Origin of the sequence: Plasticicumulans acidivorans, from assembly GCF_003182095.1 — a bacterium.
In the GTDB taxonomy this organism is placed as follows: Bacteria; Pseudomonadota; Gammaproteobacteria; order Competibacterales; family Competibacteraceae; genus Plasticicumulans; species Plasticicumulans acidivorans.
On sequence record NZ_QGTJ01000002.1, the window covers coordinates 133,868 to 151,296 of the forward strand.

Sequence of the window (17,429 nt, forward strand, 5' to 3'; positions counted from 1 at the left end):
AGGCAATCCACGGCATCAGCAACCCGCGTCAAACGAATCATTCAACGAACACTGCCAGGGCATTGACTACATCGTGAGAACTGCTGAAACCGTAGTCTGCAGTCGCTGAAACAAGGCCTGCGCGACGCAGACCTGACCGTCACGGCGAACTGACCGCATGGGTCCGTCAGGAGCCACAGCCGTGCCCGAAGGACATGATGCGCTGCCAGGAAATCACCACTTTTTTATTGACCTTGGCGGCTTAAAACACCTGCATTGGCAACGGCAGCGATCCTCGCCTGACAGGTATCCAAATAATGCAGATTCATTGGGCATAGAGATCGTCGGCGCTTTTGATGCCAGAGCAGACCGCGAGGCCCCCTCAACAAAGCTCAAACGGCTGGATCGATTCGCCATGCAGAGCGGACGACCATGCCCCCCTGCCCGCGAGGCAGATCAGAAAACGATTGGGCGCGGCACTTGCGTCATCGCCTGCAGCCGCAGTTCATCGGGAATCGTGATGCACGGCTCCGTCCGCGCGGTCTTTCAACGCTGCTGATCGATACGCCGGCCATGCCACACGGAGTAGTAGCGCACACGGCCGGGAGCGTGGGCGACGACCGAGGAGATCACGATCACCAGCAGGAACAGCCAGGGCGTGGCCTGCGGCCAGACATCCACCGCGGCGAGCAGCAGCAGCTTGAGCATCACCGCCTGGCCGCGCACCTGCAGCAGCCACACGCCTTCGCTCCACACCGACAGCGCGACCAGGCCGAGGCCGCTGAGCAGCGTCAGCCACAGCCAGCCGCGCCACAGCTCGGCATCCGCCGCGTAGAGAAAACCGCCGCCGATGCCGGCGATGCCGCACAGGTGCAGGGTCCGCAGTGCGATGTTGAGCCAGCGCTGGCCGGGCAGCGAGCGTGCGCGGGACGGAACAAGCCAGTCCGGTAGCCATCTCATCGACAGAAGTCCACGCGAGGTCGAGCGATCGCCTGATCGTATAGGCGTAACGAATGTGTGGGAACGCTCTCCCCGCCGGCGCGCTGCCCGGACACATAGCGTTTGACGATTTATCGCATTAAAACAATCAATTTGATCAATGACGCGATGCGGAAAAAGCTTGCCTTACCGATATCGCCGGACGTCATGTTTTCACCCTAGCGAACCCGCGCGCCGGTCCGGCACGGGTGCGGGCCAGGAGACGAGCCATGCGCAATCTCCCCGTCTTCACGCTGCCTCCGCTAGCCGCCAACCGCCGCCAGACCTGGGCTGAACGCTGGTGCCGCCGCCTGCTGGCGCAAGCCGACGTGCAGCTCGACGGTGAACGCCCGCACGATCTGCAGGTACGCGACCCGCGGATGTTCCGCGCCACGCTGCTCGGCGGCTCACTCGGCTTCGGCGAGTCCTACATGAACGGCTGGTGGGACTGCCAGCGGCTCGACGCGCTGTTCACCCGCCTGCTCAGCCACGGCATCGACGCCCGCGCCGGCCGCCGCCCGGCGCAGTGGCTGCAGCTGCTGCGCGATCGCCTGATCAACGCCCAGTCGCGGCGCCGTGCCTTTCAGGTCGGGCGCCAGCATTACGACCTCGGCAACCTGCTCTACTCGCGCCTGCTCGATCCGACGATGAGCTACAGCTGCGGCTACTGGGCGCGCGCCCGCGATCTGGCCACGGCACAGCGCGACAAGCTGGCGCTGATCTGCGCCAAGCTCGGCCTGCAGCCCGGCATGCGCCTGCTCGACATCGGCTGCGGCTGGGGCGGGCTGGCCGAGTACGCAGCGCGCGAGCACGGCGTCCGCGTCGTCGGCGTCACCATCTCGCAGGAACAGGCCGCGCTCGCGCGCGAGCGCTGCGCCGGGCTGCCAGTCGAGATCCGCCTGCAGGACTACCGCAGCATTGATGAGCGCTTCGACCGGGTGGTCTCGGTCGGCATGTTCGAACACGTCGGCCACCGCAACTACCAGCGCTTCATGGAGATCGCCTACCGCTGCCTCGGCCCCGGCGGACTGCTGCTGCTGCACACCATCGGCAACTCGTACACGGCCAGCACGGTCGATCCGTGGATCGAGAAGTACATCTTTCCCAACGGCATCCTGCCCTCGGTGCAGCAGATTGCACGGGCCGCCGAAAAGCGGTTCGTCATCGAGGACTGGCACAACTTCGGCGCCGATTACGACCGCACGCTGATGAGCTGGCATGCCAACTTCGAGCACGCCTGGCCGGAACTGGCGCTGCATTACGACGAGCGCTTCCACCGCATGTTCCGCTACTACCTGCTGTGCTGCGCCGGCGCCTTCCGTGCCCGCGACACCCAGCTGTGGCAGGTCGTGCTGGCGCGCGGCGGCGTACGCGGCGGTTACCGCGCGCCGCGCTGATTGATCGCAGGCAAGCGCAATGCCGGGTCAGGGGCTCTAGACTGCCGCGACGATGAGCGGTCAGAGGAAGAGCCCGATGAAAGCGCTGAGGATGGTGATCGGCCTGCTGGTCCTGGTGGTGGCCGGCGCCGGCGCCGCCTGGTGGTGGCAGCATCGCGATGACCGCGTGCTGCCGCCCGGCTTTGCGCAGGCCAACGGCCGTGCCGAGGCCACCGAGGTCGACGTTGCCACCAAGCGCGCCGGCCGCATCGCCGAAGTGCTGGTCGATGAAGGCGACATGGTGCAGGCCGGTCAGGTGCTGGTGCGCATGGACGTGCGCGAAACCATCGCCGCGCTGGCGCGCGCGCACGCCGAGCTGAGCCGCGCCGAACAGGAAAAACGCTACGCCGCGGCGCAGATCAGCCGCTTCGAGAGCGAGGCGAAGTTCGCCGCGCAGCAGCTCGAACGCTCCTCCGGGCTGGTCAAGCACGGCAGCGTCTCGCAGGAACTGGTCGATGCCGACCGCAACCGCCAGCGCGTTGCCGAGGCCGCACTGCAGGCCGCACGCATCCAGCTGATCGAAGCGCAGGCGGCGATCGAGTCCGCCGCCGCCGCGGTGTCGCAGACCCGGATCGAGCTCAACGACGGTGAACTCACCGCGCCGCGCAGCGGCCGCGTGCAGTACCGCCTGGCCGAGCCCGGCGAAGTGCTCGCGGCCGGCGGCCGCGTGCTGACGCTGATCGACCTCGACGACACCTGGATGACGGTATTCCTGCCCGAGCAGGTCGCCGGCCGCCTGGCGCTCGGCGCCGAAGCGCGGGTGCTGCTCGACGCCTTCCCCGAGCATCCGCTGCCGGCAACGATCTCCTTCGTCGCCGATCAGGCGCAGTTCACGCCGAAGTCGGTGGAGACCGCCGAGGAGCGGCAGAAGCTGTCGTTCCGCGTCAAAGCCCGCGTCGCCGTCACCGCCGCGCAGCGCCCGTATGCCAAGCCCGGCCTGCCCGGCGTCGTCATCGTGCGCACCGAGGCCCATGCGCAGTGGCCGTCATGGCTGACGACGCCTTGAGCCCGGCGAGCGTCGCCCGCCTCGACGGCGTCAGTCACCGCTACGGCCAGGTCCTCGCCCTCGACGGGCTGACGCTCGAACTGCCGGCCGGCTGCATGGTCGGGCTGATCGGCCCGGACGGCGTCGGCAAGTCGACGCTGCTCGGCCTGGTCGCCGGTGTGCGCCGCGGCCAGCAGGGCACGGTGACGGTGCTCGGCGGCGACATCGCCGACGATCGCCACCGTGACGACTGCTCGCCGCGCATCGCCTACATGCCGCAGGGCCTCGGCCGCAACCTCTATCCGACGCTGTCGGTGGCCGAGAACATCGACTTCTTCGGCCGCCTGTTCGGCCAGCGCGGGCGCGAGCTGGCCGCCCGCCGCCAGGAACTGCTCGACGCCACCGGCCTGGCGCCGTTCCCCGAGCGCCCGGCCGGTAAGCTCAGCGGCGGCATGAAGCAGAAGCTCGGCCTGTGCTGCGCGCTGATCCACGACCCCGACCTGCTGATCCTCGACGAGCCGACCACCGGCGTCGATCCGCTGTCGCGGCGCCAGTTCTGGGAGCTGATCGAGCGCATCCGCGCGCGCCGGCCGGGGCTGTCGGTGCTGGTGGCGACCGCCTACATGGAAGAAGCCGAGCGCTTCGACACGCTGGTACTGCTCGACGCCGGGCGCGTGCTCGCCACCGGCGCGCCGGCGGCACTGCGCGCGCACACCCGCAGCGCGACGCTCGAAGAAAGCTTCATCGCGCTGCTGCCGGCCGAGCGCCGCGCCGGCCATCACGCCGTGGTGATCCCGCCGCGGCCGGCCGACCATCACGCCGTCGCCATCGAGGCGCGCGGGCTGACGCGGCGCTTCGGCGACTTCACCGCGGTCGATCACGTCAGCTTTCGCATCGAACGCGGGGAAATCTTCGGCTTTCTCGGCTCCAACGGCTGCGGCAAGACGACGACGATGAAGATGCTGACCGGCCTGCTGCCGGCCAGCGAGGGCGAGGCCGAGCTGTTCGGCGTACCGGTCGACGGCAAGGATCTCGGCGTGCGCCTGCGCATCGGCTACATGTCGCAGAGCTTTTCGCTGTACGGCGAGCTGTCGGTGCTGCGCAACCTGCAGCTGCACGCCCGCCTGCTGCGTCTGGCCGACGCCGAGGTCCCGGCGCGCATCGAGGCCCTGCTGACGCGCTTCGGCCTCGGCGCGCTGCGCGACGCCACGGCCGAGAGCCTGCCGCTCGGCCTGCGCCAGCGCCTGTCGCTGGCGGTGGCGATCATCCACCGCCCCGAGGTGCTGATCCTCGACGAGCCGACCTCCGGCGTCGATCCGGTCGCCCGCGACCAGTTCTGGGAGCTGCTGATCGAGCTCTCGCGCGAACAGGGGGTGACGATCTTCATCTCCACGCACTTCATGAACGAAGCGGCGCGCTGCGATCGCATCTCGCTGATGCACGCCGGCCGCGTGCTGGCGCAGGACACGCCGGCGGCGCTGGTGGCGGCGAGCGGCACGGCAACGCTGGAAGAAGCCTTCATCCATCACCTCGAACAAGCCCGCGCCGGCGAGGCCATGCCGGAGCACGAGGCCGGCGAAGTGCCGGTGCACGCCGGTGCCATCGCCGCCTCGGCGCATTTTTCGCTGCGCCGGCTGCTGACCTTCGCCTGGCGCGAACACCTGGAGCTGCGCCGCGATCCGATCCGCCTCGCCTTCGCACTGCTCGGCACGCTGGTGCTGATGACGGTGATGGGCTTCGGCATCTCGCTCGACGTCGAGCACCTGAAATACGCCGTGCTCGATCAGGACCGCACGCCGGAGAGCCGCGCCTATCTCGACGCCTTCCACGGCGTGCGCCAGTTCGCCGAGCGGCCGCCGGCCGCCTCGCATGCCGAGCTGGAACAGCGCCTGCTCAACGCCGAACTGAGCTTCGCCATCGAGATTCCGCCGCGCTTCGGCGCCGACCTGCGCGCCGGGCGCCGCCCGGAAGTGAGTTTTCGCCTCGACGGCGCGATCCCCTTCCGCGCCGAGACCTCGCGCGGCTACCTGCTCGGCGCACACACGCAGTTCCTCAACGAGCTGGCGCGCGAGAACGCGCCCGCCGCGCCGGCGCTGGCCGGCATCGACACACGCTTTCGCTACAACCAGGACTTCCGCTCGGTCAACGCCATCGTCCCCGGCGTGCTGGCGCTGCTGCTGCTGGTGATCCCGGCGACGCTGACCGCGCTCGGCGTGGTGCGCGAAAAAGAACTCGGCTCGATCACCAATCTCTACGCCAGCCCGGCGACGCGGCTGGAATTCCTGCTCGGCAAGCAGCTGCCGTATATCGGCGTCGGCCTGATCAACTTCGCGCTGATGGCGTTCATGACGGTGACGCTGTTCGACGTGCCGCTGAAGGGCAGCCTGACCGCGCTCGCCGCCGGTGCCGCGCTCTACGTCTGGGCGGCGACCAGCTTCGGCCTGCTGATCTCGACGCTGACCAGCACGCAGATCGCCGCGCTGTTCGGCAGCTTCATCCTCACCATGCTGCCGTCGATCAATTTCTCCGGCCTGATCGCGCCGATCTCCTCGATGAGCGGCGGCGCGGCGGTGATGGGCTACAGCTTTCCGGCGAGCTACTTCCTGGCGATCGCCGTCGGCGCCTTCACCAAGGCGCTCGGCCCGGCGGCGCTGGTGCCGAAATACGCCCAGCTGCTGCTGTTCTGCCTGGTCTACCTCAGTCTGGCGCGGGCGCTGCTGCGCACCCGGGAGCGCTGATGATGAATCCGCACCTGCGCAACGTCCTCGAACTCGGCCGCAAGGAATTCGTCGCGCTGGCACGCGATCGCGTGCTGGTGGTGCTGATCATCTACGCCTTCACCGTGCTGATCTACGTCACCGCCACCGCCACCGGCATCGAACTGCGCAACGCCTCGATCGCCTTCGTCGACGAGGACGCCAGCACGCTGTCGGCGCGGCTGATCGACGCACCGCAGCCGCCGTACTTCCAGCACCCGGCGCGCATCAGCAACGCCGAGATCGATGCCGCGCAGGACGCTGGGCGCTACACCTTCGTCGTCGACATCCCGCCGGACTTCCAGGCCGACGTGCTCGCCGGGCGCCAGCCGACGCTGCAGGTCAACGTCGATGCCACGGCGATGAGCCAGGCCGGCATCGGCGCCAACTACCTGCAGCAGATCTTCAGCGCCGAGATCGCCGAATTCGCCGGCCGCCGCCGCGCCGTGCCCATCGAGCCGGTGACGCAGGTGGTGCGCGTGGCCTTCAACCCGAACCTGCGCATGCCGTGGTTCCTCGGGCCGATGATGATCATCAACAGCATCACGCTGCTGTCGATCGTGCTCACCGGCGCGGCGATGATCCGCGAGCGCGAGCAGGGCACGCTCGAACACCTGCTGGTGCTGCCGCTGACGCCGATCGAGATCATGCTGGCCAAGGTCTGGGCGACGGCGACAGTGATCGTCGTCGCCTCGGCGCTGGCGGTGACGCTGATGATCCACGGCGTGCTCGGCGTGCCGTCGCGCGGCTCGCTGGCGCTGTTCCTCTCGGCGGCCTTCATCTACAGCTGCTCGGTGGCGGCGATCGGCATTTTTCTGGCGACCATCGCCCGCTCGATGCCGCAGCTCGGCCTGCTGGCGATTCCGGTGGTCTTTCCGATGGGCATGCTCTCCGGCGGCTCGACGCCACTCGACAGCATGCCGCTGGCGGTGCAGTGGGTGATGCAGTTTTCGCCGTCGACGCATTTCACCGCGGTGATGCAGGCGATCCTCTACCGCGGTGCCGGCTTTGCCGTGATCTGGCCACAGTTCGCGCTGATGCTGGCGATCGGCACGCTGTTCTTCGCCATCGCCGCGCACCGGCTGCGCGCCACACTGGCGCGCGCGGCCGACTGAGCGCACCGGCGGTGCCCGGCGAGGCGCCCGCGCTGTGAGCTAGCGCACGCCATTGCTCGTCGACAGTGCCGGCCCGGCTTGGGACCATGCAGCGCCCGCCGAACGCCATGGAGAGACCGGGATGTTCTGTCCTCGCTGCGGATCACCCTGCCCGACCGATGCCGCCTTCTGCGCACAGTGCGGCAACCGCCTGCAGACCAGCCCTTCAGCTGCGGCCACTCCGGCGCAGCTGTTTGCCGAGATCGTCGGTCCGCACCGGCGCGACTATTACCTCAAGCGCTTTGCCCGCTATCACCAGCAGGGTGCAGCCGGCCTCACGTGGCACTGGCCGGCGTTCTTCTGCACGCTGCCCTGGCTGCTGTATCGCAAGCTGTGGGGTGAGGCCGCGATCTATTTCAGCCTGGCGCTGCTCTACGGCTTCAGCGTTGCCAGCGGCCTGGCGCGCGCGGCGCTCGGCGAGGGCTCCGCGATCGCCTCCGGCATGATCGGCGTGCTCGGCTTCGTGCTGTTCTGGCTGCTGCCGGCGCTGCTCGCCAACGCCATCTACTACCGCCATTGCGAGCGCCAGATCCGCGCGGTGCTCGGCCGCCACGAGCATCCGCAGCGCCAGCTCGGCGAGCTCTGCGGCCGCGGCGGCACCACCCACCCGGTCGCGCTGGTGCTGATGGCAGCGTTGCTGTTCGGCAACGGTTTAATCGGCGCGGTGGTGCTGCCCTCGGCTCACGATCTCCAGCAGAAACGGCGCATCGCCGAAATCCTCGGCTTCGGCCAGCAGATGCAGCAGGCCATCGACGCTTATTACAAAGAGCACGGCGCGCTGCCGCCGTCGCTGGAGCACGCCGGTTTTACCGCCTCGCCGCCGCTCGGCGCCGGTTCAGTGGTGTACACGCCGCTCGACGGCTCACTGCGCATTACACTGGCCCAGCCGGCACCCGCCGGCGTGCTCGACCTGACACCGCAAGTCGCCGCCGGCGGCCTGCAGTGGCACTGCCGCAGCACGCAGCTGTCCGCGCAGCTGCTGCCGGAAAACTGCCGCGCGCGACTGCGCTGAACGCCTACGCCGGTGCCTGGGCGCGCGGAGCGCCGAGCACGAACGCCACCAGCCCATCGAGTCCGGGGCCGCTGGCATCGGCGCTGATGCCGAGCTGTTCGAGCGGCACGCCGAGGCGGTTGACCCAGTAGGTCGGATAGCCGAAGGACTTGGCACCAGCGGCATCCCAGCCGCCGAAGGCGGCGAAGGCGATGCGCTCGCGCGGCAGTGCGAACGCATCGACGCCCATCTGGTAGGCGCGCGGATCGGGCTTGAAGGCCTGCACGCGATCGGTGCTCAGATGCGGCTCGAACAGCCCGTCAAGGCCACTGCCGTGCACCGCCGTATCGAGCATCTCCACCGAGAAGTTCGACAGGAAGGCCAGACGCACGCCGGCCGCGCGCAGGCGCTGCAGCGCGGCGGCGGCATCCGGCCAGGCGCGCAGTTCGCGGTAGCCCTGCATCAGCTCGTCGCGCTGCGCGCCGCTCAGCGGCAGACGCAGCTGCGCGGCGGCGTAGCCAAGCGCCTCCTCGGTGATCTGCCAGAAGCCGGTATAGCGGCCCATCAGCGTGCGCAGCCAGGTGTATTCGAACTGCCGGGTGCGCCAGGCCAGCGCCAGCGCCTGGCCCTGCCCCGGAAACAGCCGCTCGGCGCGCGCCACCAGCGGCCGCGGATCGAAGGTGGTGAAGCCGTCGAGGGCAACCGCACCGATCGGTGCAGGGGTCGCGGCGCGCACCAGGCGAGAGCCGGCGAGCAAACCGGCGGCCATGCCGGCACCGGCGGCGAGGGTGAGGAAATCACGGCGATTGACGGGCATCGAAGAACTCCTGGGCAGCTTGCGGAAGGCGTCGCACGCCGATGGCATGTCGACCGTCATCCCTACGCAGCCGGCAGCGGCGTGGATTCACGCGCCGGCGCGCCGTCACGCCGGCTGTACGCCGCCTGCCTGGCGGCGCAGCAAACGCACCGCTAAGGTCGGTGGCCGCCCCCCAGCCCGTGGTACCCGACCGTGCTCACCACCTTCATCAACGACTACCTGAAGCTCGTGTTCATCATGACGCCGTTCTTCGTGCTGTCCTCGTTCATCGCCATCACCGCGCGCATGAGCGAGCGCGACAAGCGGCGCACGGCGCTGAAGGTGGCAGCGGCGGTGCTGGTGGCGAGTTACGCGATGTTCTTCTTCGGCCGCTACATCTTCGATCTGTTCGGCATCACCCTCGATGCCTTTCGCATCGGCGCCGGCTCGGTGCTGTTTCTGAGCGCACTGTCGCTGATCGGCGGCAACCGCCAGACCAGCGAGGCCGCCGACACCACGGATGTCGCCGTGGTGCCGCTGGCGATCCCGATCACCGTCGGCCCCGGCGTCATCGGCGTGCTGATGGTGATGGGCGCCGAACCGCGGCGACCGCTGGAGCTGCTGGTGTTCGTCGCTTCGCTGCTGCTGGCCGGGGCGACCATCGGTGCGCTGCTCTACTGCTCGGGCTGGATGCAGCGCCTGCTGCGCGACAAGGCGCTGGCGGTGCTGCAGAAGATCACCGGCTTGTTCGTCGCCTCGATCGCCGCGCAGATCGTGTTCACCGGCATCGTCGGCTTCCTCGGCCACGGCGTGCACTGAAAGCCGTTGCCGCCCGCCGTGGACAGCGGCTACCGTGACCGCCTTTCGATCACGGAGAGCGCCGCCATGCTCGTCGACTTCACCGCCGTCGAGCGCCTGCTCGAAACCGTTGCCACCCGCCTGCGCGAGGAATTCCCGGACGCGGCGGCCCTGCCGGACAGCGAGCTGCTCGCCTTCCTGCGCCCGGTGCTGCGCCGCGCCGCGCTGTTCGGGCTCAAGGACGAGGACAGCGCCTGCACCTATGCGCTCTGTGCCTGGCTGACCGGCGAGGACTTCGCCAGCGCCTTCGCCGAGCCACGCGACATCTGCAACAGCAAGCAGACCGCGCAGGACAAAGCGCACGCGCTCGAAGACTGGCTGCAGGGCCTGATCGACGCCAGCGGCGCCTGAGAACCCCCGCCGGCGGCGTCTTTACCGACGATGACACGGCGGTGAAGGAACCGTACGGCGGATCGCGTAGTCTCTGCGCTCCTGAACCGCCCGCCGGAGTTTTGCCACGATGTCCGACCTCGCCCGGATCGTCGTCATCCTCACCGCTGCCGTCATCGCCGTGCCGATCACCAAGCGCATCGGCCTCGGCTCGGTGCTCGGCTTCGTCGCCTCCGGCATCGTCATCGGCCCCTATGGCTTCGGCCTGATCCACGACGAAGAAGCGATCCTGCACCTCGGCGAACGCGGCGTGGTGCTGCTGCTGTTCATCATCGGTCTGGAAATGCAGCCTTCGCGGCTGTGGGCGCTGCGCCGGCCGGTGCTCGGCCTCGGCGGCGCGCAGGTACTGGTCACCGGCGGCGCGATCATGGGCGCGCTGAGCGCACTCGGCTATGCCATCGGCACCGCCTTCGTCGTCGGCTTCGGTTTGTCATTGTCATCGACGGCTTTCGTCATGCAGCTGCTCGGCGAGAAAGGCGAACTGCACAGCGCGCACGGCCGCGACGCCTTCGCCATCCTGCTGCTGCAGGACATGGCGGTGATCCCGATGCTGGCGCTGCTGCCGCTGTTCGCGCCGGCCGGCGACAGCTCGCTGCCGGGCTGGCGCGATGCGCTGATCGCGCTGGCGGCGATCGCCTCGGTGGTGATCGCCAGCCGCTGGCTGATCCCGTGGGTGTTTCGCGTCATCGCCTACACCGGCTCACACGAGATCGCCACCGCCGGCTCACTGGTGGTGGTCGGCGTCACCGCGCTGGTGTTCGAGCAGATCGGCCTGTCGATGACGCTCGGCGCCTTCCTCGCCGGCATGCTGCTGGCCGACTCGGAGTTCCGCCACGAGATCCAGGCCAACATCGAGCCGTTCAAGGGCCTGCTGCTCGGCCTGTTCTTCGCCGCGATCGGCATGAACGCCAATCTGACGCTGCTCAGCGCCAACCCGCTGCGCGTGCTGCTGATCGCCGCCGGGCTGGTGGCGATCAAGCTGCTGCTGCTGTTCGTCATCATGCGGCTGTTCGGCGTCAGCCGGCGGCCGGCGGCGCACGTCGCGGTGCTGCTGGCGCAGGGCGGCGAGTTCGCCTACGTGATGTTCGCCACGGCGGCGTCCTACGGCCTGCTCGATCGCGGACAGAAGGATGAACTGGTGATGGCGGTGACGGTGTCGATGGTGATGACACCGCTGCTGCTCGGCCTCTACGAGTGGCTGGCGCGACACATCAAACCGGCCGCCGAGCGCAAGCTGCGCCCGGTCGAGGTACCGACGCCGACGCCGGTGCTGATCGCCGGCTACGGCACCTTCGGGCGCACACTGGCGCGCTTCCTGCGCCTGCGCGGCATCCCCTTCACCGTGCTCGAAACCGACATGTCGCTGATCGAGCTCGGCCGCAGCTTCCAGCACCCGATCTACTTCGGTGACGCCGCCCGCGCCGACGTGCTGCGCGCCGCCGGCGCCGGCGAGGCCAAGGTGCTGGTGGTGACGATGGAGAACATCGACTCGACGCTGCTGGCGGTCGAGGCAGCGCGCATGCATTTTCCGCAGTTGCGCGTGCTGGCGCGCAGCCGCGACGTGATGCACAGCTTCGCGCTGATGGATCGCGGTGCCGAAGTGGTCAGCACCGACACCTACCTGTCGGCGCTGGAAATGGGCGAGCAGGTGGCCGTCGCCCTCGGCGAGCCGCTGCGCCCGGTCCGCGCCGACCTGCGGCGCATGCGTCGGCTCGACCTCGAACTGCTGCAGCGCCTGCATGGCGAGCATCACGACGTCGAGCAGCTGCACAGCATCGCCCGCCGCCTGCTCGAAGAGATGGAGGCAGGCTTCCGCTCGGCCAGCAAAGCACCCCGCCCCGCCCCGCCGGCAACGCCGAAGCCTGAAGCCGAAGCCGAAGCCGAAGCCGAAGCCGAAGCCGAAGCCGAAGCCGAAGCCGAAGCCGAAGCCGAAGCCGAAGCCGAAGCCGAAGCCGAAGCCGAAAAGGCTGCGCCGGCCGGGCCCGAAGTCAAGGCCGATGACGATGCCACGGCGGGCGATGCGGCGTCCGCCCGACGTCCGGGCGGCGGGCTCAAGCCCGACTGAGCCGACCGGCGCCGGCATCTGCGATAATCCACGCCCCTTTCGACCCGCCAGCGTTCAGTGGAAGGTCTCGCCATGAGCCAATCCGTCTCCCCGATCCCGCGCCATCCGACGGTCGCGGTCCGCGTCGGCCACCTCAGCGTCGGCGGCGATGCGCCGGTCGTCGTGCAGTCGATGACCAATACCGACACCGCCGATGCCGTGCGCACGGCGATCCAGGTGGCGCAGCTCGCCCGCGCCGGCTCGGAGCTGGTGCGCATCACCGTCAATACCGAAGAGGCCGCCGCCGCGGTGCCGGAAATCCGCGCCCGCCTCGATGACATGGGGCTGAGCGTGCCGCTGGTCGGCGACTTCCACTTCAACGGCGACCGCCTGCTCGGCAAGCACCCGGCCTGCGGCCGCGCGCTGGCCAAGTGGCGCGTCAACCCCGGCAACGTCGGCCGCGGCAGCAAGCGCGACGAGAAATTCGCGGCGATCATCCGCATGGCGGTGGAGTTCGACAAACCGGTGCGCATCGGCGTCAACTGGGGCTCGCTCGACCCGGCGATGATCGCGCGGATGATGGACGAGAACGCCCGCCGTGCCGAACCCTGGGATGCCGCCGTCGTCACCCACGAGGCGCTGGTCGCCTCGGCACTGGAGAGCGCCGCCGCCGCCGAGGCGCTGGGCCTCGGCCACGACCGCATCATCCTCTCGGCCAAAGTCTCCGGCGTGCAGGATCTGATCGCCGTCTACCGCAAGCTCGCCGCGCGCTGCGACTACCCGCTGCACCTGGGGCTGACCGAGGCCGGCATGGGCTCGAAGGGTATCGTCGCCTCCACCGCCGGGCTGGCGGTGCTGCTGCAGGAGGGCATCGGCGACACCATCCGCATCTCACTGACGCCGGAGCCGGGCGCGGCGCGCGAGCAGGAGGTGATCGTCGCTCAGGAAATCCTGCAGTGCATGGGCCTGCGCTCGTTCACGCCGATGGTGATCTCCTGCCCGGGCTGCGGGCGCACCACTTCGGATTACTTCCAGAAGCTCGCGCAGCAGATCCAGTCTTATCTGCGCGAGCAGATGCCGGTGTGGCGCGGCAGCCATCCGGGCGTGGAAGCAATGACGGTGGCGGTGATGGGCTGCGTGGTCAACGGCCCCGGCGAGAGCAAGATGGCCAATATCGGCATCTCGCTGCCCGGCTCCGGCGAAGAGCCGGTGGCGCCGGTCTACGTCGACGGCCAGAAGACCGTGACGCTCAAGGGCGAGCACATCGCCACGGAATTCCAAGCCATCGTCGAAGACTACGTGAAGCGTCGTTACACCACCGCCTGAGGCACGCCACCCGGCCAGTTTCCTCCTAGACTGCGCAGGACATGTCCTGCCCAGGCGTCCGGGCCAGGAGGAGACGTCCGCAATGCAGATCAGCGATCTCAGCGTCCTGCTGGTTGAGCCCTCCAACAGCCAGACGACGATCATCACCCGCCTGCTGCACGATGCCGGTGTCAGCCGTGTCGAGCGGGTCGCCACCGGTGCCGAAGCCCTGGCGATCGTGCGCGCCCGCGACCTGCATCTGGTCATCAGCCGGCTGTACCTGTGCGACATGGATGGCGCCGACCTCGCCCGCGAGGTCAACAGCCTGGAGCGGGCACTGCGACCGGCCTTCGTGCTGATTTCCGCCGAAACCAACGAGGCGCGGCTGGAGCCGCTGCGCCAGTCCGGCGCGGCGGCGATCGTGCACAAACCCTTCGACATCCACTTTCTGCGTGAGGCGCTGAACTCGGTGCTCGATCACCTCGAACCGGGCCAGCTGCATATCGAAGGACGCGACGTCGACGAACTGCGCCTGCTGGTGGTCGACGATGCCACCGCGATCCGCCGCTTCCTCAGTCAACTGCTGCACGGCATGGGCATCGAGCACATCAGCGAGGCCGCCGACGGCGCCGATGCCATTCCGCTGATCGCTGAGGAGTATTTCGACCTGGTCATCACCGACCTGCATATGCCGAAGGTCAATGGCGTCGAGCTGGTGCGCTACATCCGCAACGAGAGCCAGCAGCGTTCGGTGCCGGTGATCATGGTGACCAGTGACTCCGACGCCTCGCGTATCGAGGAAGCGCGCCAGGCCGGCGTCTCGGAATTCCTGCACAAACCCTTCGACGCGCGGGCGCTCAAGCGCTACATCCAGCGCCTGCTCGCCAGCGACTGAAGCCCTGCCTAGCCGGCACGCAGCCAGTCGTCGATCAGACGGCGGGCGATGCTCATCGACGATGGCATGTCGGGCATCGCCTCGCGGCGGAACCAGCCGGCCTCGACGATCTCGACACCGTCGATGGTGATTTCACCGGCAGCCCACTCGGCACTGAAAGCCAGCATCAATGAATGCGGGAACGGCCAGGACTGGCTGTCGAAATAGCGCAGGTTCTTCACCTCCAGGCCGACTTCCTCGTGCACCTCGCGGCGCAGGCACTGCTCCAGCGATTCGCCCGGATCGACGAAGCCGGCCAGTACCGAGAAAAAGCCCGGCGCAAAACGCGCCGCGCGCGCCAGCAGGATCTCGTCGCCACGGGTGACGCGCACCATCATCGCCGGCGAAATGCGCGGATAGGCAGTCACACCGCAGGCCGGGCAGCGACGCGCGCGCTCGTGGGCGACGGGCTGTGTCGGCGTGCCGCAGGCACCGCAGAAATGATGCTCGCGATCCCAGGTCAGCACCTGCAGCGCCTGGCCGGCGATACCGATCAGGCCGGCATCGAGCTGCCCCCACAGGCGGCGCAGGCTCTCCAGCCGCAGACCGTCGGCCAGCGGCGCATCGTTCGGCAGGGCGGCGGCATAACAGGCGACGCCGGCGCGACGGCCGAGGTGCAGCGGCGCGTCGAGCACGCACGGCGCACGCGTGCCGAAGGGCAGCTTGACGGCGCCGTCACGGCAGTCGACCAGCAGGCGGTCGCCGCTGAACACGAACCACCAGGCGGGACCGCCGGCGCCATCGTCGATCGGCGCGGTCAGATAGTCGTCGGGCAACAACAGCATCGGCAGTCTCCGTGACAGGCGTGGCAGTTAGTTGAGCGTATCGGTCAACCGCGTATCGGCATCGTCGAGGCCGAGGTGACGGCGCACCCGCCAGATTGCGGTGGCAAGTTTCGCTTCGATCAGCAGCCGGCCGGGAATCTCCTCGATGCCGGCCTTGCGCAGCGCCTCGGCCGGCTGCCCCTGCACGCCGGCCAGCGCCACACAGATACCGTCGGCATGCAGGCGGGCGATCGCCGAATCGAGCGCGACCAGGCCGGTCATGTCGATCACCGGTACCGCGGCGAGATCGAGGATGACCACCTCGCAGTGATCGTCGATCTGGTGCAGCGCGGCCATCGCTTTTTCCGCGGCGCCGAAGAACAGCGGCCCGGCGACCTCGTACAGACGCGTGCGCGCCGGCAGCATCTCGTCGAATTCATGCAGCTCCTCGCCGGTCAGACGGGTACCGGCGAACGCCGCCATGCGATCCATGAACAGGATCGCCGCGAGCACCACGCCGACGCCGACGGCGATGACCATGTCGAACACCACGGTCAGACTGAAGCAGACCAGCAGCACGACGATGTCGCTGCGCGGTGCGGCCCGCAGAATGTGCGCGAAGTGTTTGAGCTCGCTCATGTTCCACGCCACCAGCAGGAGCAGTGCGGCGAGTGCCGACATCGGCAGGTAACCGAGCAGCGGCGCCAGCACCAGCACCACCAGCAGCACGAACACGGCGTGGATGACGCCGGCGAGCGGCGAGCGGCCGCCGGCGCGGATATTGGTGGCGGTACGCGCGATCGCGCCGGTCGCCGCGATGCCGCCGAACAGCGGCGCCACGATGTTGCCGATGCCCTGACCGACCAGCTCGGCATCGGGATTGTGCTTGGTGCCGGTCATGCCATCGGCGACCACCGCGCACAGCAGCGATTCGATGGCGCCGAGCAGCGCGATCGCCATCGCCGGGCCGATCAGTTCCTTGATCACGCCGAGCGACAGGCCGAGCGGTGCGCCATCCGGTCCCGGCAGCTGCCAGGGCCAGACGAACTGCGGCGGCAGCGGCGGAATGCCACCGTGCAACACGCCATCGAGGCTGTAGGAAAAGCGCGAGGCGATCGTCGCCACCTGGAAGCCATCGACCGTCTGGCTCAGTCCCCAGGCCAGCAGCGTGGCGATGGCGAGCGCGGCGAGGTGCTGCGGTATCGGCGTGCGCAACCGCGGCCACAGCAGCAGCACTGCCAGCGTCAGCACGCCGATCAGCAGATCCGGACCGTGGAAGCCCGGCAGCGCGGCGACGACGGCCTGCATGCGTTCGAAAAAGCTTTCTGGCGAATGCGCGAGCGTCAGCCCGAAGAAATCCTTGAACTGCAGACTGGCGATGACCACGCCGATGCCCGCGGTAAAGCCGGTGGTCACCGGGTAAGGGATGAACTGGATCAGCCGGCCCATGCGCGCCAGCCCCATCGACAGCAGCATCAGTCCCGACAGCAGGCTGGCCAGCACCAGCCCGCCCATGCCGAACTGGGCCGCGATCGGGTGCAGGATGACGATGAACGCCGCCGTCGGCCCCGAGACGCTGAAACGCGCACCGCCGCAGATCGCGATCAGCAGGCCGGCGACGATGGTCGTGTACAAGCCGTACTGCGGCGGCACGCCGGCGCCGATCGCCAGCGCCATCGCCAGCGGCACGGCGACGATGCCGACGGTGATGCCGGCCAGCAGGTCGGCGCGCAGATCGGCGCCGCGGTAGCCGCGCCGCAAAGTCTCCCGCAAGGCGGTGGCGAACGGCACGCCGCCCCGCTGCTCCGTGGTCATTTTCATCCTCTGTCCCGTCTTTTGGTGGCGAGGCCGTGTGCGCCTTGCCTTGGTGCAGCCGCCCGGTCTTCGCGCCGGGATGGGCGGCGCGATCGTAGCACGCACAGTCGGGCACCTCCGCTGCACTGCCGCAAAGCGCTGGTATGCCGCTGATTTGCAGCCCTGACGCTATTCATGGCATGCATGATGCTTAAATCAGTGGATTGCCGGCCTTCCAGTCAAACCGGCAGTTGTCACGCTGAAT

Annotated in this window: 15 protein-coding genes; 11 read left to right on the forward strand and 4 right to left on the reverse strand. The window is 68.7% G+C overall.

Annotation, left to right across the window (positions count from 1 at the left end):
* The first annotated feature begins 181 nt into the window (after window positions 1-181).
* Entirely contained in the window at window positions 182-538 is a 357-nt protein-coding gene (locus C7443_RS19785) for a hypothetical protein (RefSeq protein WP_146213221.1), read from the forward strand.
* On the opposite strand, the gene C7443_RS03180 is transcribed toward C7443_RS19785, so the two are convergent.
* Window positions 526-939: a hypothetical protein gene (locus C7443_RS03180; RefSeq protein WP_110017133.1), complete on the reverse strand. Its 414-nt coding sequence runs from the start codon at window positions 937-939 to the stop codon at window positions 526-528. The genes C7443_RS19785 and C7443_RS03180 overlap by 13 nt on opposite strands.
* A gap of 248 nt (window positions 940-1,187) precedes the next feature.
* Between C7443_RS03180 and cfa the strand changes: the two genes are divergently transcribed.
* From cfa to C7443_RS03205, 5 genes are all read left to right on the forward strand, one after another.
* Complete coding sequence (cfa, locus tag C7443_RS03185; protein ID WP_110017134.1) at window positions 1,188-2,354, forward strand: cyclopropane fatty acyl phospholipid synthase; 1,167 nt, start codon at window positions 1,188-1,190, stop codon at window positions 2,352-2,354.
* A 76-nt stretch (window positions 2,355-2,430) separates the two neighbouring features.
* On the forward strand, window positions 2,431-3,399 hold the full coding sequence (locus C7443_RS03190; protein ID WP_110017135.1) for an HlyD family secretion protein: 969 nt from the start codon (window positions 2,431-2,433) through the stop codon (window positions 3,397-3,399).
* Complete coding sequence (gene rbbA / locus C7443_RS03195) at window positions 3,381-6,116, forward strand: ribosome-associated ATPase/putative transporter RbbA (RefSeq protein WP_146213222.1); 2,736 nt, start codon at window positions 3,381-3,383, stop codon at window positions 6,114-6,116. Before C7443_RS03190 ends, rbbA begins: the two co-directional genes overlap by 19 nt.
* Window positions 6,116-7,249 carry an ABC transporter permease gene (locus tag C7443_RS03200; protein WP_342774195.1) on the forward strand — a complete coding sequence of 378 codons (1,134 nt, stop codon included), beginning with the start codon at window positions 6,116-6,118 and terminating at the stop codon, window positions 7,247-7,249. Before rbbA ends, C7443_RS03200 begins: the two co-directional genes overlap by 1 nt.
* Window positions 7,250-7,370: 121 nt before the next feature.
* The gene (locus tag C7443_RS03205) at window positions 7,371-8,300 is read left to right on the forward strand and encodes a DUF2628 domain-containing protein (protein WP_110017137.1); all 930 of its coding nucleotides are present in this window, start codon (window positions 7,371-7,373) and stop codon (window positions 8,298-8,300) included.
* 4 nt (window positions 8,301-8,304) lie between these two features.
* Here the strand turns inward: C7443_RS03205 and C7443_RS03210 are convergent, their stop codons facing one another.
* Window positions 8,305-9,096: a haloacid dehalogenase type II gene (locus C7443_RS03210; RefSeq protein ID WP_110017138.1), complete on the reverse strand. Its 792-nt coding sequence runs from the start codon at window positions 9,094-9,096 to the stop codon at window positions 8,305-8,307.
* Window positions 9,097-9,288: 192 nt separating this feature from the next.
* Here C7443_RS03210 and C7443_RS03215 point away from each other — a divergent pair, with 192 nt between their 5' ends.
* The 5 genes from C7443_RS03215 (at window position 9,289) to C7443_RS03240 (ending at window position 14,567) form a co-directional block, all read left to right on the forward strand.
* Window positions 9,289-9,894 carry a MarC family protein gene (locus C7443_RS03215; RefSeq protein WP_110017139.1) on the forward strand — a complete coding sequence of 202 codons (606 nt, stop codon included), beginning with the start codon at window positions 9,289-9,291 and terminating at the stop codon, window positions 9,892-9,894.
* A gap of 66 nt (window positions 9,895-9,960) precedes the next feature.
* Window positions 9,961-10,284: a hypothetical protein gene (locus tag C7443_RS03220; RefSeq protein WP_146213223.1), complete on the forward strand. Its 324-nt coding sequence runs from the start codon at window positions 9,961-9,963 to the stop codon at window positions 10,282-10,284.
* Between the two features lie 109 nt (window positions 10,285-10,393).
* Window positions 10,394-12,388, forward strand: coding sequence for a monovalent cation:proton antiporter-2 (CPA2) family protein (locus C7443_RS20050; protein ID WP_170123470.1), 1,995 nt, complete (start codon window positions 10,394-10,396; stop codon window positions 12,386-12,388).
* Window positions 12,389-12,460: 72 nt separating this feature from the next.
* Window positions 12,461-13,693 carry a flavodoxin-dependent (E)-4-hydroxy-3-methylbut-2-enyl-diphosphate synthase gene (ispG, locus tag C7443_RS03235; RefSeq protein WP_110017141.1) on the forward strand — a complete coding sequence of 411 codons (1,233 nt, stop codon included), beginning with the start codon at window positions 12,461-12,463 and terminating at the stop codon, window positions 13,691-13,693.
* Between the two features lie 82 nt (window positions 13,694-13,775).
* A complete protein-coding gene (locus C7443_RS03240) occupies window positions 13,776-14,567 on the forward strand; it encodes a response regulator (RefSeq protein ID WP_110017142.1) in 792 nt (263 codons plus the stop codon).
* 8 nt (window positions 14,568-14,575) lie between these two features.
* Here C7443_RS03240 and nudC read toward each other — a convergent pair whose 3' ends face one another.
* Entirely contained in the window at window positions 14,576-15,391 is an 816-nt protein-coding gene (gene nudC / locus C7443_RS03245) for an NAD(+) diphosphatase (protein WP_110017143.1), read from the reverse strand.
* Window positions 15,392-15,418: 27 nt separating this feature from the next.
* Window positions 15,419-17,185, reverse strand: a complete 1,767-nt coding sequence (gene dauA / locus C7443_RS03250; RefSeq protein WP_110017144.1) for a C4-dicarboxylic acid transporter DauA — start codon at window positions 17,183-17,185, stop codon at window positions 15,419-15,421.
* Window positions 17,186-17,429: the final 244 nt, after the last annotated feature.